This is a genomic window from Phocaeicola plebeius DSM 17135 (assembly GCF_000187895.1).
GTDB lineage: Bacteria > Bacteroidota > Bacteroidia > Bacteroidales > Bacteroidaceae > Phocaeicola > Phocaeicola plebeius.
Genome location: NZ_DS990135.1, coordinates 18,024 through 35,856 on the forward strand (window position 1 = coordinate 18,024; position 17,833 = coordinate 35,856).

The following is a 17,833-nucleotide window of genomic DNA, read 5'->3' on the forward strand; positions in this document are numbered from 1 at the left end:
CGGATAATCGGCAAATTATCCAGGGCATGAAAGAAGGCTTAGTCCTGTAATTAAACTATGGTGGACACATAGTAAAATAAACTAAAACCTTAATTTGTTATGAATTTATGAAAACCGCAAAACAATCAATTGATTTAGAGTACAAAGGTACTAAAAAACGCTTGAATCTGCGCACTGCTTTGATTTCTTTGTGTATGTTTGCATTTGTTGGCACTTCTGCCCAGACGGGTACGGTGACCGTGAAACTGCGGAATGCTTCTGTCAAGGAATTGTTCAGTGCAATTGAAAAACAAACTTCCTATCGTTTTTCTTATCGGGATGCAGAAATCAAGGGGAAAGGAAATGTGACTATTTCTGCAACCAATCGTGAATTAAAGCAACTTTTAGAAGGTGAACTTTCCAAATTGGGATTGAAATATGCTGTATCTGGGAATAAGATTATTGTGACTCCGGCTGCGGTAGCTCCTTCTGCACAGCCTAAAAAGGTGACCGGAAAAGTGGTAGATGCCAACGGAGAACCGGTGATTGGGGCAACTGTAATAGAGGATGGAACTTCTAATGGAACGGTAACTGACTTTGATGGGAATTTTACTTTGAATATACCAGAAGGAAAGTTTTTGACGATTTCATATATTGGTTATAAGAGTCAAAATATGAAAGCTGTATCTAATAAAATTATGAATATAGTTTTGAAGGAAGATTCTGGTTTATTGGATGAAGTTGTTGTCGTTGGGTATGGTACACAGAGAAAAGGAAATCTGACAGGTTCCATTGCGAATGTAAAATCTGATAAGTTAACTACCGCTCCTGTAAGTAATGTAACAAATATGCTTGCTGGACAATTACCCGGATTGACTGTAAAACAAACCTCTGGAATTCCGGGGTCAGATGGCTCTTCACTGAAAATTCGTGGGTATGCAGATGATCCATTGGTTATCGTTGATGGGGTTGAAGGAGATTTAAATAATATTGATCCAACTCAGATTGAGTCGATTACAATCTTAAAAGATGGTGCAGCTTCTATTTATGGAGCTCGTGCAGGTAATGGAGTTATACTTGTGACTACTAAACGTGGAGTCGACTCTAAACCTATTATTACGTTAAATACATCATATACGTTACAAGGGGCTACGAAAATGGCAAAACCTGGGAGTTCTGGTCAACGTGCAGAATGGGATAGAGAAGCACATTTAAATGCAGGACTACCTGAATCACAAGTGCCATATACGGAAGAACAGATTCAAAAATTCTATGAAGGTACAGATCCGGATTATTTGAATACAGATTGGTTTGATGCTGTTATACGTAAATGGGCTCCTCAGCAGAATCATAATCTGTCAATAAGAGGAGGAAGTGATAAGATTAAATATTTTGGTTATGCAGGTTTCAATAAGCAGGAAACTATAATGAAAACAAATGGTGGAGATTATACTCGCTTTAATGTACAGTCTAATGTGGATGCTAAGGTTACGGACCAGATATCATTAACTCTGGACATGATGTATACTAAGGAAGAACAATATTTGACTGGAGTTGGCGAAGGGTTAGGACATTATTTATTATGGGAGCAGCTTTATAAAGCTGAACCAAGATACCCTGTAAGTTTACCAGATCCAACCAAAATGTCTTATGCAGGTATTCCTTATGGAAACCCGTTATTTGCGACTAATACAGAATTAGGAGGTTATAGAAGTACTGATAAAGATTATTTTCGTATAACGGGAGCTTTGACTTATGATGTGAAGCAAGTAAAAGGATTGAAATTGAAAGCATTACTCCACTATAATCGATATGTGCAAAATTTTAAACAGTTTAGAAAGCAGGGTGATTTTTATGTCTATAATTCGGAATCTGGAGAATATTCTTTATTTCGTAAATCTCAAGATCCAACTTCTTTAGCATTAAGTGCTCAGTTTAATTTTGATTTAACGCAACAATATTCAATTTATTATGAAAACTTGTTTAATGAAAAACATAGAGTAACTGCTTTAGGTTTATTTGAGTCCATAAATTATGGTGATAAATATTTTGAGACTAAACGTTCGGATTTTATGACATCTGTACTTGATCAAATTTTTGCAGGAAATCCTAGTACGGCTCAAAATTCAGGTTGGGAAGATGAAATGGGACGAGTTAGTTGGGTAGCTCGCTTGAATTATGGTTATAAAGATAAATACTTGATAGAAACTATCTTTAGAGCAGATGCATCAGCTAAATTTCCTAAAGGTAAGCGATGGGGGTATTTCCCAAGTGTATCTTTAGGTTGGGTAATGTCTGAAGAGGATTTTATTAAGAAATTGAATTTTGTCGATTTGTTGAAATTTCGCTTCAGCTATGGGCAATCAGGAAATGATAATGTAGGAAGCTTTAAATATTTGGCAGGGTATGCTTTTGATGGTTCTTATATTATTGGCTCGAATATCATGTCTGGATTGTATTCTACTGGGTTGGCAAATTATTTACTAACTTGGGAAAAGATGAGTATATATAATGGTGGTGTTGACTTTTCTTTGTTTAATCGAAAACTATATGGAACAATTGAGGGATTTTATCGTTTGCGAGATGGTATTCCAGGTAATAGGGCTTCTTCTTTGCCTTCTTCTTTTGGAGCAGAATTGCCTCAGGAAAATTTGAATAGTATTGATACTAGAGGATTTGAGTTTACAATAGGAACAGCTGGAAAAATAGGAGAACTGTCATACGATGTATCTGGGAATATAGCTTGGTCACGTAGTAAATGGGTGAATTATGACGAACCTGAATATACAGATCCGGATCAGGAACGTTTGTATAAGTTAACAGGAAACTGGATTGATCGTCGAATTGGATATGTCTCAGATGGACTATTTACGAGCATGGAAGAAATAGAGCAGTTGGACTATGTGTATAAAGATTTGAATGGAAATTCAACCTTACGTCCTGGAGATGTGAAGTATAAAGATTTAAATGGAGATAAAGTACTTGATTGGAGAGACCAAACAGAGATAGGTTCTGGTACAATGCCCCATTGGACTTATGGTGTGAATGCAACGTTCCAATATAAGGGATTTGATTTATCATTTTTGTTGCAAGGTGCATTTGATTATACAACATATATTGATTTAGAGACTGCACCATCTGTCTTAAAATTCGAAAATAGATGGACTATTGAAGAAAATGATCCTAATTCTTTAGTTCCTCGTCCAGGGGGAGCTAGTACGAATGGCTTGTATTCAGATTATCGAAATCATAATACTTCTTATTTGCGTTTGAAGAATTTTACATTTGGTTATGAATTCCCAAAATTATGGTTGTCTAAGCTTGGAGTGGAACGTTTAAGGGTGTATTTTGCAGGTACAAACTTATTTACATTGAGTTCTTTGAATAAATATGGAGTAGACCCAGAAATGCCGGAAGGAACTCCTGCATATTATTATCCACAGCAAAGAACATTAAGTTTTGGATTGAATTTATCTTTTTAAAATTGAATAATTATGAAACGAAAATATTTATTATTGAGTGCTTGTTTTTCAATGTTCATCACGTCATGTTATGATGTATTGGATAAAGAACCATTAAATCAATACACGGATGCGGTTGTTTGGAATGATGCCACTCTTGTCGATGCATTTTTAGTTACACAATATATGTATACTCCTGTAATGGTGAATGATGCCACAACGATGTTTACTAGTTGGTCGGGATCTCCAATGAATCGTGATGCTCGTAAGGGAGATTCTAATTATTTCTTTGGAAATAGTGAACAGGTTTTTGGTGTTGGCTTGACAATGGATGTATCAGATGAAACTAAATATACTGTTGGTGCTTGGGCTAATTTAGCTTGGAATAAGTCGAATGGGATTACAGCTGATGGAGGTGTGTTGGAATGGTGGGAAAATGCGTATTATACAATTCGAAATTTAAATGAGTTTATAGCACGTGTTTCTGATTCTCCTTTAGACAAAGATCTAGTGGAACAAAGAGTGGCTGAGGCGCGTTTTTTACGAGCTTTCTGTTATTTTGCAATGGTGAAGCGTTATGGTGGAGTACCTTTGTTAACTGAAGTTCCCCAATTAGATTCAGACGAAGATTTATTATATCCCCAACGGAGTTCAGAGAAAGCTGTTTATGACTTTATCTTGAATGAAACAGAAGAAATTGCAGAAATCTTACCAAGTAGTCAGGAAACTGGAAGGGCAAGTAAATGGGCCGCTTTGGCATTACACTCTCGTGTTGCATTATTTGCGGGAAGTGTTGCTAAGTATGGTGAGGTTCAACTAGATGGATTATTGGGTATTCCTCAAAGTGAAGCTTCAGTGTATTTTCAAAAATGCTATGACGCTTCTCGAAGAATAATAAAAGAAAGTCCTCATCATTTATATAATCAGGATGCAGATAAAGTTCAAAATTTTAAGAATGTATTCTTAGTAAAAAATAATCCAGAGGCTATTATGGTAAAAGTTCATGATGGTGCTGGCTTTCAAGATGGAGGATTTAGTACATGGTCTTGGGATCAATGTGAGTGTCCAAGACCACAAGTTTGGGGATTGGGAAATCATCATTCTCCTTATTTGGAAATGGTTGAAGAGTTTGAATATGTAGATGGTCGCCCAGGCACTTTAGATCGTAATTTGTTGAGTAGTAAATTATGGACAATGGATGAATTGTGGGGAGGGAGAGATCCTCGTTTTTATGCTTCCATTTGGACAAATGGTACGGAATGGCGTGATGCGGTTGGAGGTCCATTAGGTAATAATATTATAGATATGCATAATGGTATAATAACTCCTGAAGGTAATATTGTCTCTGGTGTTACAGAACAATATGAGGGTGTCTTGGCTGTGGGGGATCAGTTGTTGAGCCATGTACAGAATGGAGTTATAAATTGTGGATTTGGTATTATGAAATATCTTGATCCAAGTGCAAATAATATGCTTTGGTTATGTGAATCTAGAACTGATTATCAGATATTTCGTTTTGCGGAAATTTTATTGAATTATGCAGAAGCTGCTTATGAGTTAAATAAGCCCGATGATGCTTTAGAGGCGATAAATGATATTAGAGAAAGAGCCGGAATTAAACTTTTGGATGAGATTGATATGGATAAAATACGTCATGAACGTAAGGTAGAATTAGCTTTTGAGAATCATCGATATTGGGATTTGAGGCGTTGGCGTACTGCGGAAAAAGAGCTTACTCGTTCTTTTAGTGGGGTACAATATCAATATGATTATGCAAGTGGAAAATTTAAAGTACTAGTGATTAATGACGTTGATGGAGTTACAGCTCCTCCTCGATTCTTTAAAAAGAATTATTATTTTCCTATAACAAAAACTCGTATTGCAGCTAATCCTAATTTAGTAGAGAATCCAGAATATTAGATATAAAAAAGTTATAAGGTAAATATTATACGGGATAAGGATATGATGGTTCTTATCCCGTAATAATATAATAATGTTTTTGTGTAATCTTTTTTTATATACTATATGAAATATCTTGTTTGTCTTTTAATAAGCGTTATTTTTTCTTCTTGTGAAGAGAATAACTCATATATCACACTCGGTACTACTTATTATGTATCTTCCTCTGGTTCAGATTTAAATAGCGGAAAATCTGAGCAAGAAGCATGGAAAACTTTGGAAAAAGTAAATTCGATGATTTTTTCTCCAGGTGATTCCATTTTATTTCATTCTGGAGATATTTGGATTGGGCAACTATCTCCTAAAGGTTCTGGAGATATCAATAATTGTATTTATCTAGGTTCTTATGGAGAAGGGCGTAAACCATATATTGCAGGAAATGGAGTCTCTGGAATATTAGGAGGAACTTTGTTATTATATAATCAGAACTATTGGAAAATAGAAGGACTAGATATTTCTAATATGCCTCAAGACGGACAGAATGATGTGAGATTTGGAATTCTGGTACGGTGGGATGATTATGGAACAGGAAAAGGAGTGACACTATCTAATTGTCGAATTCATGACGTAGCAGGTATTAAAACAGGGCGTTTTCATGGTGATGGAATTATGGTTATTGCAACAGGGGATTCTATTCAGACAAATTATGAGAATATACTTATAGAGGATTGTGAGATTGTAAATATAGATAGAACTGGTATTAATATCTGGAGTCAGTGGCATAAGCGTTTTGATATGGATTATGGTCCTGCAAATAGTGATGAACATTATCATGGTAGTAGTGGTGCCTATAAAGCCTCTCGAGGAGTAATAATACGTAACAATTATCTTGAAAATATAGCGGGGGATGGTATTCTTGTGTCATGTACAAATGGGGCGTTGATAGAAAAAAATCGAGTGTTTAAGGCAAATCAGCGCGGTTTGGATCCCAATGCTGGTATATGGCCTCACAATTCAGATAGTGTAATTATGCAATATAATGAGGTTTCACATACAGGCTTTTCTGGTGATGGACAAGGTTTTGATATTGATATGTTATGTTTTGATTGTATATCGCAATATAATTATAGTCATGATAATGCAGGAGGATTTCATTTAATTTGTTCCCAAGGAAGTAAAGGACGTTCTTCGCGTAACATTATTCGATATAATAAAAGTATAAATGATCAACGCCATATATTTAGTTTTGCAGGCTCAATAGATAGCACATATATTTATGAGAATGAGATTATTGTATCAGATAGTAATGCTTTAGGTATGTTTGCTTCATGGGCATGGGATGAAGGTAAGCCTTCTAATACTTTCTTTTATGATAATAAAATTACATATTGGGGTAAAGGAGAGAATTCAATGAAGGATACTATTAATTTTGTTTCTAGAAGAAATATTTGGGAAGGAAATAATAAAGTATTCCTTCCTTAAATCATAGTATCCTGTTTTTAACGGAACATTAAAATATTGACTAAATATTTGAAATATGATTTTTGGCAAGATACAGATTTGAATTTGTTATTTGCATTCTGATAATGGTAATGCTCATAAACAGAGTCAAATATGTATTCTCTCAAATATCTTTTTCCTATAAGGATTGAAAGTGCATTGCATCTTACCCCAAATAGCATAAATCCCGCTATTTGGGGTAAGTTTTTCTTATTCCTTTTCCTTTTACCGATATATTCTTTATCTTCAAAGGCAAAACCGCACGCTATGAATTACGAAACTTATCAAATCATGCTATATGTCCTGTCCTTCTTGGCAGTGATAGTCTTTGTAGCACTTTATTTTGTGAAGGCCGGGTACGGCATGTTTCGTACCCGCTCGTGGGGATGGTCTGTGCCGAACAAAGTAGGTTGGGTACTGATGGAATCTCCTTCATTTGTGGTAATGGGGCTTTGGGCGTGGAAGGCAGGAGTAGAGGCGTATACTCCGCAGGCCGTATTTGTAGGACTGTTCATGCTGCATTATTTTCAACGTTCGTTTGTTTTTCCGTTGCTGATGAAAGGGAAGAGCCGGATGCCGCTGGCTATCATGGCGATGGGAATACTTTTCAATGTAATCAATGCGACCTTGTTGGCTGCCAGCTTTTTCAGTTGTGCATTGCCGGGGAAGTACGAATCGGCCACATTTTGGACAAATCCTTTACCTTGGGTAGGAGCCGCGATATTTTTCATAGGAATGGCCATTAATCTGCATGCAGACCATGTAATCCGGAATTTACGGAAGCCGGGCGATACACGTCATTACCTGCCGGAGAAAGGTTTTTATCGCTATGTGACTTCAGCCAATTATTTCGGGGAACTGGTGGAATGGACAGGATTCGCTTTGCTGACGGCTTCACCTGCGGCCTGGGTGTTTGTGTGGTGGACAGCAGCCAATCTGGTGCCACGTGCCGATGCCATTTACAAACGCTATTGTGAGGAGTTCGGAAAGCAGGCAGTAGGCAGCAGAAAAAGAATTATACCTTATATATATTAGGAAAAGGAGGAAAGATGGATTCACTTTTATTTACTCCGGTTACTTTGGGGCCGCTGACATTGCGTAACCGTAGTATTCGTTCGGCCGCATTTGAAAGCATGTGTCCGGGAAATGTGCCTTCACCGCAATTGCTGGATTATCATCGTTCGGTGGCTGCTGGTGGAGTGGGGATGACTACGGTGGCGTATGCAGCCGTAACGCGTAGTGGGCTTTCATTCGACCGGCAGTTGTGGATGAGGCCGGAGATTGTATCGGGATTGCGTGAGCTGACGGATGCGGTGCATGCCGAAGGGGCTGCAGCAAGCATTCAGTTAGGTCATTGTGGCAATATGTCGCATAAGAGTATTTGTGGATGCCTTCCGGTAGGAGCAAGCAGCGGATTCAATTTGTATTCACCCACTTTTGTGCGTGGACTACGTGTCGATGAATTGCCGGAAATGGCAAAGGCTTACGGACGGGCTGTGTGTCTGGCGCGTGAAGCAGGATTTGATGCGGTGGAAATACATGCCGGCCATGGATACCTGATCAGTCAGTTTCTTTCCCCTTCTACCAATCACCGGAAGGATGAATTTGGTGGGACGTTAGCGAATCGGATGCGTTTCATGGAGATGGTGATGGAGGAAGTGATGAAAGCAGCGGGAAATGATATGGCTGTACTGGTGAAAATGAATATGCGCGACGGTTTTCGGGGAGGTATGGAACTGGACGAGTCGTTACAAGTGGCACGGAAACTGCAGGAATTGGGAGCGCATGCGCTGGTGTTGAGCGGCGGGTTTGTCAGCAAGGCACCGATGTATGTGATGCGGGGCGAGATGCCTATCCGAACCATGACGTACTACATGACCTGTTGGTGGTTGAAGTATGGGGTGCGACTGGTAGGTAAATACATGATACCCTCTGTGCCTTTCCGTGAGGCTTATTTCCTGGAAGATGCCTTGAAGTTTCGGGAGGCACTGGATATACCGTTGGTGTATGTGGGAGGTCTGGTGTCGCGTCAGAAAATAGAGGAGGTATTGAATCATGGTTTTGAAGCGGTACAGATGGGGCGTGCGCTGCTGAATGAGCCCGATTTTGTGAATCGTATGCGACGGGAAGAGAACGCACGGTGTAATTGTCGTCACAGTAATTATTGCATAGCCCGTATGTATACGTTGGACATGGCTTGTCATCAGCATCTGCAGGAAGAACTGCCGCCTTGTCTGAAGAAAGAAATCGAACGAATTGAAAGCAAGGGATGAGATGGAGCGTAAATTAGCAGTGATTACAGGTGCCGACGGAGGAATGGGAACAGAGATTACCCGTGCGGTGGCGTTGGCTGGTTATCGGGTGATAATGGCCTGCTGTAACAGGGAAAAGGCTGAGGCTAAAAGAGAGTGGCTGGTGAAGGAGACAGGGAATCCGGAGGTGGAGGTCATGTATATTGATTTGGCTTCGTTGGTTTCTGTGGCTGACTTTGCGGAGCGACTTTGTGCCCGTGGGGAGAGGCTGGCATTGCTGATGAACAATGCCGGGACGATGGAAACTGGTCGCAGACTGACGGAGGATGGATTGGAGCGTACGGTGAGTGTGAATTATGTGGGGCCTTATCTGTTGACACGCAGGTTACTTCCACTAATGGGAGAGGGAAGCAGAGTGGTCAACATGGTGTCGTGTACGTATGCAATCGGACGGCTGGATTTCCCGGATTTTTTCTTGCGCGGAAAGAAGGGGAGTTTCTGGCGAATACCGGTTTATAGCAATACGAAATTAGCTTTGACGCTTTTTACGCTTGAATTGGCAGCTCGTGTGAAGGAGAGAGGTATTGTGGTGAATGCGGCTGATCCGGGCATTGTATCGACGGATATTATTACCATGCACATGTGGTTTGACCCTTTGACGGATATTTTCTTCCGGCCGTTTATCCGGACACCTCGTCAAGGGGCAGCTACGGCAATCGGCTTGTTGCTGGATGAAGAGGCAGGCAAGCGTACCGGTACATTGAATGTAAGCGGACGTGCTGTAAAGTTATCCGGGAAGTATCTTCCTCATGTGCAACAGCAGGAGTTGTGGGAGCGTACGGAAGAGATTGTGAAGAAGTGGTTATAAGATGTATAAATGAAAACGGGCCGGCTTATCTGTGTGACAAGTCGGCCCGTAGCGTTAAAGATTATGTATTATACCAAATGAGCAATCAGTTCTTCACGGTCGCCTGCTAACAGGTCGATAACCGGAACTTCAATCATGGTGTAGCATCCCGGTTGCTGCTTCATAGAAGCACGAGCTACACAAACCAGTACCTGAGCTGTCAGAGCCGGGTTGTTGATCTTCATGTCAAATTCGAAGAGCTGGTTGTGAGTCTTACCTGATACACCTTTACGAACCAGGTTTACACCGTGACCTACATCGTTCAGGTCGTCTACGCAAGGAACCTGGATAACATGTGTTTCATCGTTTACAAAATAGGGGTCAGCTTTGATAGCTGCTTCTACTGTCTTGAAATCTGCACCTTCTTCCAGTTCTACATATACCATACGGCGGTGAATACCTGTTCCTACCGGGATAGTCATAGACAACGCATCTTTTACTCCGGCAATGGCGCGAACGGCTACAGAGTGTCCCATGCTGCGGCCCGGACCGAAGTTAGTGTAAGTGATTCCTTTCGGAGCGATGGCTTCCAGCAACGCACGTACTACAGAGTCGCTTCCCGGATCCCATCCGGCAGAAATGATAGCTACTGCGTTGTGAGCTTTTGCTGTTTCACCCAAAGAACGGCGCAGGCTGGTAATCTGAGTGTGGATGTCGAAGCTGTCTACCGTGTTGATTCCTAATGCAAGGATTTCTTTTGCATATTGTTCTACGCTGCGGGTCGGAGTTGCCAGAATAGCTACATCCACATCTTTCAGTTCGCGAATATCTTTTACTACAGGATAATCGGCCAGTTCTGCAGGTTTGTTTTCTGCTCCATTACGGCGTACGATACCTGCTACTTCAAAATCAGGAGCTGCTTCAAGAGCTTCCAGTGTGAATTTTCCGATGTTTCCGTAACCTACTACGGCTGCTCTAATCTTTTTCATATTTCTTATTTGTTTTAAGTTGTTTCGTTTTAGTTGGCGCAAAAATACAGAATTAGAATCATTCCAAACAAGCAATAAAGCCACGAATTCCAAAAAAATCTGGCTGAACTTACAATTTATAACTTTCTTATCGTTATTTTTGTTCTCCGTTTTATAAATTGTTAGAAAAACATGATTGAATATATCAAAGGAGAACTTGTGGATGCTACTCCGGCGTGGGTGGTTGTAGAGTGTAATGGATTAGGATATGGAATTAATGTGTCGCTGAACACTTACTCTGCCGTACAGGGAAAAAAGGAGGTCAAACTCTATATATATGAGGCCATCCGTGAAGATGCGTATGTGTTATATGGATTTGCCACCCGTCAGGAGAGGGAATTGTTTTTGTTGCTTATCAGTGTATCGGGCATTGGAGGAAATACGGCACGTATGATTTTGTCGGCACTTTCTCCTTCGGAATTGTGTAACGTGATTGGCAGTGGAAACGACAAGCTGCTGAAGACCGTGAAGGGAATTGGCTTGAAAACGGCCCAGCGCATCATTGTGGAGCTGAAAGATAAGATTGCAGTGACAGGTATAGAGAGTGCGGCAACCGTCAAATCGGTGGCTGTAGCTGCCAATACGGAAATATATGAAGAGGCAGTGGCTGCATTGACCATGTTGGGATTTGCACAGGCTCCTTCTCAAAAGGTGACCGCGCAGATTCTCAAGGAGGAACCGGATGCGCCTGTGGAAAAAGTAATCAAGCTTGCTTTAAAGCGACTTTAAATCAGTATTTTATCGTTTCTCAGTACTTCCTTGGCAGTATTGTAGTACTTTCCCGGCAGTACTGGAGTTTTCTCACGGAAGTACTGAAGTACTGCTTAGGGAGTACTGAGCGGTGGGGCTGGTCTTCGCGTGAAAGGGGTAATACACCCTCAAAGAGTGTTTCTTCTGTTTTGAAGCAATACATTTTTTTTGTTCCTTTGTGAAGTTTATTGATTAAAAATTAAGTAGCATGACATTTGCGAGCATTGTATGGGATGTGGATCCGGTGCTGGTTCATTTGGGTTCGCTCGAAATCCGTTGGTATGGGCTGATGTGGGGGCTGGGATTTATTCTGGCTTACGAAATGGTTTCCCGTTTGTTTAAGAAGGAAGGGTATCCGGAAAACTGGGCCGACAAACTGTTTGTATATTGTATTGTCAGCAGTGTGATTGGAGCTCGTCTGGGGCACTGCTTGTTCTATGAATGGGATTATTATGGAGCGCATCCGGCAGAAATCCTGAAAATCTGGAAAGGCGGACTGGCTAGTCACGGAGGTGTATTTGCCTTGATACTGGCTTTAATCTGGTATTCCAAGACAGTGACGAAAAAAAGCGTATGGTGGTTGTTCGACCGTATGATACCAGCCGTAGCGGTGGTTTGTATGTGTATCCGTTTCGGTAACTTGATGAACTCCGAGATTTTCGGCTATCCCACGACCTTACCATGGGGATTTGAGTTTGTCCGCTCGCGTGAATGGCAGGAACTGTATAATCAGAATGGAGTGGCGCAGGCTTGTCATCCTACTCAGATTTATGAAATGCTTTACTGTCTGGTGGCACTGGTTGTATCGTGGTTTATGTATCACAAACTTCATTTAGGTAAACGAATTGGATTGACTACAGGTGTTTCTTTGCTAATCTTTTTCGGTGCCCGTTTCGGATTGGAATTCATGAAGAATCCGCAGGTAGCTGAAGAAGTAGGTATGACGTTGAACATAGGACAATGGTTGAGTGTGCCGTTGATATTGTTAGGTATATATCTGATTGTGACCAGCGGAAAAAGGAAAGAAGCCTTTTAATAAAGATAGTTCTCTTGCTTGAAGCAAGTTGTTGTACGAATGTTTCATCCTTGAATAACTATGTTACATGCAACATAATTATTCGAGGATGAAACATTTTTTATATGCCTTTTAGTTGCTGGACCATACATTTGCCATACCGTTTTGAACGGTGTATGAAATAAAATTGGTGTTGAACTTAAATTAATGCGTAAATGAAAAGCGACAAAAGAGCATTATTTTTTACACTCCTGTTTACTATGGTGTGTATGGTATTGCAAGCACAAAGTTTGCAGGTTGAGGGGACTGTGATTTCCAAGTCGGATGGTGAACCCATTATTGGGGCTACTGTACTAGAAAAAGGTACTACAAACGGTACGATTACCGATTTTGATGGTAAATTCTCTTTATCAGTAAAGCAAGGAGCTGAAATTACCATTTCTTATGTAGGTTTTAAATCTCAAACATTAAAAGTTAAAGGAGTTTTGAAGGTTATTCTGGAAGAGGACTCTGAAATGCTGCAGGAAGTTGTGGTGACGGGTTATACCACTCAGCGTAAGGCTGATTTGACTGGATCTGTGGCTGTGGTATCTACAGAATCGCTAAAGACAACTTCTGATACTGATCCCATGCGTGCTTTGCAGGGAAAGGTGGCAGGTATGACGATTACAGGAAACGGTTCTCCAAGTGGTACAGCTACGGTACGTATTCGTGGTATCGGTTCTTTTAACTCTTCTCAGGATCCGCTTTATGTAATTGATGGGGTACCTACTAATATGTCTCTTAACTCATTGAATACAAATGATATTGAGAGTATGCAAGTCTTGAAAGATGCGGCTTCTGCTTCTATTTACGGTTCGCGGGCTTCAAATGGTGTTATTATCATTACTACGAAGAAAGGTAAGAAAGCAGATAAAGTGAAAGTGGATTTCTCAGCCAACCTGACTGCCCAGTTCTATACTTCACAGTCATTGATGGATGTTTGTAATTCATCAGAATATGCTACTGCAATGGCACAGGCCGCATTAAATGATGGACTGGATCCGGTTTCGTATGCAAGCAACTACGGCTTAAATTTGAATGCAGCGTCGGGAACTCCTATTACTGTCTGGAACCCGAGTACTAGCCAGTATGTAAATTATACGGTCAATGGTTTGTATGACGGATATATTAACAGTAAGAAAACCATGCGTTACTCTGATACTGACTGGATGGATGAAATATCAAGAGTAGGTTTCTCTCAGAATTATGATCTTTCTCTTTCACATGCCAATGATAAACATTCTACCATGTTCTCATTGGGATATAAAAAGAATAATGGTATTTTGAAATATACGGATTTTGAAAATATTTCTGCCCGTATGAATTCATCATACAATGTAAATAAATACATTACGGTTGGAGAAAACTTTACGGTAACTTATACCAGTCAGGTAGATTGTGCACCGATGGAAAATGCGTTGAAGATGGCCCCTATTGTACCGGTCTATGAAGAAGACGGAACTACATTCTCTGGTCCGGTCGGAGGTATGAGTGACCGTCAGAATCCTTTGCGTGAACAGTATCAAAATAAAGACAATGCATTGAACTACTGGAGATTGTTCGGAAATGGATATGTAGATATAAAACCTTTCAAGGGCTTTGTTTTCCGTTCTAACTTCGGATTGGATTTCTATAATTCATTTATTAATGCAATGACTCATACCTATCATTCTGATATTGTAAACAATGACATTGCTAAAACCACGTTGTCAAATAAGAATGAAGTGAACTGGACATGGTCAAATACCATTAATTATAATTTTAATGTAGCTAGCAAGCACGATATCAATGTGTTGTTGGGAGCTGAATTGTCCAAGCAAAGTTCTATTGATTTTTCTGCTTATTCAGAAGGCTATGCGTTGGAGGATGTAGATTATATGTGGCCTAATGCTGCTACAGGTGTGATGAAGAATACAGGTGCTAAGGTCGGATATAGACTAGCTTCTTTCTTCGGAAAAGTAGATTACAACTATGATGATTTTATCTTGGCTTCATTTACAATTCGTCGAGATGGTTCTTCTCGTTTTGGTAAAGGCAATCGTTGGGGTACATTCCCGGCAGCTACATTAGGTTTGCGTTTGTCAAAACTGCTGAAAGCAAACTGGATGGATGATTGGAAAGTCAGATTATCTTGGGGACAGACTGGTAACCAGGCTATTGATAATAATGCACAGTTTGGTTTGTACGTAGTAGATTATGGATTGGATCGGGTGACTTCAACTGCATATGATTTATATCTTCAAGGTTCTGGTACCTTCCCTTCAGGGTATCGTGCTACTCAGCTTGCCAATCCGGATTTGAAATGGGAATCGGCTACACAATATAATATAGGTACAGATTTTGCATTCCTGAACAACAGTTTGTATGGAACTATTGATGGGTATATTAAGGATGTAGATGACATGTTGATTAATCCTGCTTATTTAGGAGCAATCGGTGAAGGTGGTGCGTCTTGGCTGAATGGACCTTCTTTGCGGAACTGGGGTATGGAGTTCAGTTTAGGATATCGGAAGTCGTTGGCCTGTGGCTTAGGCTTGGATATCAATGCTAATGTAGACTTTTTCCGAAATAAAGTGACTTATCTGCCGGCTACCACTACGGGTTCATACGCACATACGTCTAAAGAAAATCTGGTAGAGTCTGGTATGCCTTATGGTTCTTCTGTAGGATATGTGGTAGAAGGTATTTTCCAGAACCAGGCTGAAGTAGATGCTTCCGGACAGGCAAATGCTCGTGTGGGCGGTTTGAAATATGCGGATTTGGATGGAAATGGCATCATAACTTCTGATGATCAGGACTGGATTTATAATCCGGTTCCGGCTTTCTCTTATGGCTTGAATATTGCATTGAACTATAAGAACTTTGATTTGAGTATGTTCTGGCAGGGGGTATACGATCAGGATGTATACAATAACCAAAAGGCACAAACTGATTTCTGGAGTATTACCGATGCAGGTTCTAACAAAGGATCTCGTTTGTTGGGAGCTTGGAACACCAATAATACCGGTTCTACTATACCGGCTCTGACTACCAATAATACGGCCGACGAGGGTAGAGCTTCCAGCTATTATGTAGAAAACGGATCTTATTTGAAATTACGTAATCTTCAGGTGGGATATACGGTTCCTACTTCTTTCTTATCGAAGTTCAAGATGACCAGTGCCCGAATTTACTTGTCAGGTCAAAATCTGCTGACTATCAAGAGTAAGAGCTTGACTTGTCCTGATCCGGAAAATCCGAACTGGAATTATCCGCTTGTTACTTCTGTTTCATTTGGTTTACAAATTGGTTTTTAATTTTAAAATAATGGATATGATGAAAAAATATATATTTCTGGCAGCTTGTGCATTAGGTTTGTCATTGACAAGTTGTGAAGACTTTTTAGACTATACTCCGACTGCAGTGGTGGATGAGGAACAGGCATTCTCAGAACCGGAGAAAATGGTAAATTCGGCTTATGCCATGTTGGGAGATTGCTGGTACACTTATCCGTTTAACCTGTTCCCTTATGGTGACGTAAGTTCTGATGATTGCCTGAAGGGTGGTTCTGGAACAACAGATACAGGCTATCATGCTTTTGATATTTGGACTACATTGACCGCTACTACTCCGGGTGAAATGGATGAGCTTTGGTACCGTTTGTATGCTGCTGTTTCTCGTTGTAATCGTGCGTTGATTTCGTTGGAACGGAATGGAGATAGTTTGGGAGAAGATGTGAAAGAACAGCGTGTTGCCGAAGTGCGTTTCTTGCGTGGACATTTCTATTTTAAACTTCTGACTGTGTTCCGTCAGGTTCCTTGGATTGATGAACAAGTAGTAGAGGATAATTCATATGAACAAGTTAGTAATACAGCGTTGACTTACGAACAATTGTTTCAGAAAGTAATCGATGATTTCAAGGCGGCTTATGATGTGTTACCTGTAAAAGAACCGGGGGAGGACGGCCGGGCTAATAAAATTGCGGCTGCAGCTTATTTGGCTAAATGTTATCTGACTTTGGCGTGGGGAGACGGATATGAAGCAACTACCGGTGAAGGCCATATCAATTCTGAATACATGCAGAAAGTAATAACTTATACAGATGATGTGGTAGCTTCTGATTACGGATATCTGGAAGATTATGGCGATATCTTCTTGCCTGCTTATAAAAATAGTAAGGAATCAATTTTTGCAGTTCAGTGTTCTGATTATGAAGATGATAATACGACCTATGGACGTGCTAACTGGTCGAACATGCTGAATGGTTGCTGGCAGATGTGGTCTTGCGGATGGGATTTCCACAAACCTTCTCAGAATCTGGTGAACGCCTTCAAGACCAGGAACGGCCTTCCGATGTTTGATGATTATAACAACGAGATTGATTATCCGATTAATGGACGACCTGACAACCAAAAGTGGGACCCGCGTTTGTTCCATACCGTAGGTATGCCCACTTTCCCTTACAAGTATGAGGCTGAATATACGATGACTACTGCCAATTCACGTACACCGAATACGTATGGATACTATACTTCGTTGAAAGAAGTTCCTCAGCGTTCTGAAGGGGAAACCTATAATGGTTCATGGCAGGCATTCGCAATGAATGATTATGTATTCCGTTATACAGATGTGATGTTGATGCGTGCAGAAGCTTTGATTGAACTGAACAGATTAGATGAGGCTGAGAAGATTGTAAATGACATTCGTGGTCGTGCTGCTTTATCGGTCAACAAACACATTGGTTATGCAAAAGATCAGTGTGAGATAGCCCAGTATCCTGATAATTATTTTACATCTAAGGAAGTGGCACGTAAATGTTTGCGCTGGGAACGTCGTTTGGAAATGGCAATGGAGAATGGACGTTTCTTTGATTTGCGCCGTTGGGGAATTGCGTCGGAAACATTGAATGCTTATTTCCTGACTGAGCAGAATGACGTTTACGAAGGACAGACTTATGGACAATATTATAAGGATGCTCATTTTACTGCGGGTAAGAATGAGTTCTTCCCGATACCTTATAACCAGATGTATTATATTCCTGGGTTGTACACTCAGAATAAAGGATATGAATAATAAGATAG

The 17,833-nt window shown here is 40.4% G+C and carries 11 protein-coding genes; 10 read left to right on the top strand and 1 reads right to left on the bottom strand.

Annotated features, from left to right (window positions below):
• Positions 1-107 precede the first annotated feature (107 nt).
• The 6 genes from BACPLE_RS17790 to BACPLE_RS17815 all read left to right on the top strand — a co-directional run bounded on the left by BACPLE_RS17790 (position 108) and on the right by BACPLE_RS17815 (position 9,959).
• Complete coding sequence (locus tag BACPLE_RS17790) at positions 108-3,461, top strand: SusC/RagA family TonB-linked outer membrane protein (RefSeq protein ID WP_007564537.1); 3,354 nt, start codon at positions 108-110, stop codon at positions 3,459-3,461.
• 12 nt (positions 3,462-3,473) lie between these two features.
• Positions 3,474-5,360, top strand: a complete 1,887-nt coding sequence (locus BACPLE_RS17795) for a RagB/SusD family nutrient uptake outer membrane protein (RefSeq protein WP_040313448.1) — start codon at positions 3,474-3,476, stop codon at positions 5,358-5,360.
• 105 nt (positions 5,361-5,465) lie between these two features.
• Positions 5,466-6,821 carry a right-handed parallel beta-helix repeat-containing protein gene (locus BACPLE_RS17800; RefSeq protein WP_007564541.1) on the top strand — a complete coding sequence of 452 codons (1,356 nt, stop codon included), beginning with the start codon at positions 5,466-5,468 and terminating at the stop codon, positions 6,819-6,821.
• Positions 6,822-7,106: 285 nt separating this feature from the next.
• On the top strand, positions 7,107-7,874 hold the full coding sequence (locus BACPLE_RS17805; RefSeq protein ID WP_040313449.1) for a DUF1295 domain-containing protein: 768 nt from the start codon (positions 7,107-7,109) through the stop codon (positions 7,872-7,874).
• A 14-nt stretch (positions 7,875-7,888) separates the two neighbouring features.
• Positions 7,889-9,112, top strand: coding sequence for an NADH:flavin oxidoreductase (locus tag BACPLE_RS17810; protein WP_040313451.1), 1,224 nt, complete (start codon positions 7,889-7,891; stop codon positions 9,110-9,112).
• Position 9,113: 1 nt separating this feature from the next.
• The gene (locus BACPLE_RS17815; protein WP_007564546.1) at positions 9,114-9,959 is read left to right on the top strand and encodes an SDR family oxidoreductase; all 846 of its coding nucleotides are present in this window, start codon (positions 9,114-9,116) and stop codon (positions 9,957-9,959) included.
• A gap of 68 nt (positions 9,960-10,027) precedes the next feature.
• Here the strand turns inward: BACPLE_RS17815 and BACPLE_RS17820 are convergent, their stop codons facing one another.
• Positions 10,028-10,927 (bottom strand): diaminopimelate dehydrogenase, encoded by a 900-nt coding sequence (locus BACPLE_RS17820; protein WP_007564548.1) that lies wholly within the window; start codon positions 10,925-10,927, stop codon positions 10,028-10,030.
• A 171-nt stretch (positions 10,928-11,098) separates the two neighbouring features.
• Between BACPLE_RS17820 and ruvA the strand changes: the two genes are divergently transcribed.
• From ruvA to BACPLE_RS17840, 4 genes are all read left to right on the top strand, one after another.
• Positions 11,099-11,695 carry a Holliday junction branch migration protein RuvA gene (gene ruvA, locus BACPLE_RS17825; protein WP_007564550.1) on the top strand — a complete coding sequence of 199 codons (597 nt, stop codon included), beginning with the start codon at positions 11,099-11,101 and terminating at the stop codon, positions 11,693-11,695.
• Positions 11,696-11,924: 229 nt separating this feature from the next.
• Positions 11,925-12,752 carry a prolipoprotein diacylglyceryl transferase gene (gene lgt, locus BACPLE_RS17830; RefSeq protein WP_007564552.1) on the top strand — a complete coding sequence of 276 codons (828 nt, stop codon included), beginning with the start codon at positions 11,925-11,927 and terminating at the stop codon, positions 12,750-12,752.
• 194 nt (positions 12,753-12,946) lie between these two features.
• On the top strand, positions 12,947-16,069 hold the full coding sequence (locus BACPLE_RS17835; RefSeq protein ID WP_007564554.1) for a SusC/RagA family TonB-linked outer membrane protein: 3,123 nt from the start codon (positions 12,947-12,949) through the stop codon (positions 16,067-16,069).
• Between the two features lie 16 nt (positions 16,070-16,085).
• The gene (locus tag BACPLE_RS17840) at positions 16,086-17,825 is read left to right on the top strand and encodes a RagB/SusD family nutrient uptake outer membrane protein (protein WP_081458147.1); all 1,740 of its coding nucleotides are present in this window, start codon (positions 16,086-16,088) and stop codon (positions 17,823-17,825) included.
• Positions 17,826-17,833 lie beyond the last annotated feature (8 nt).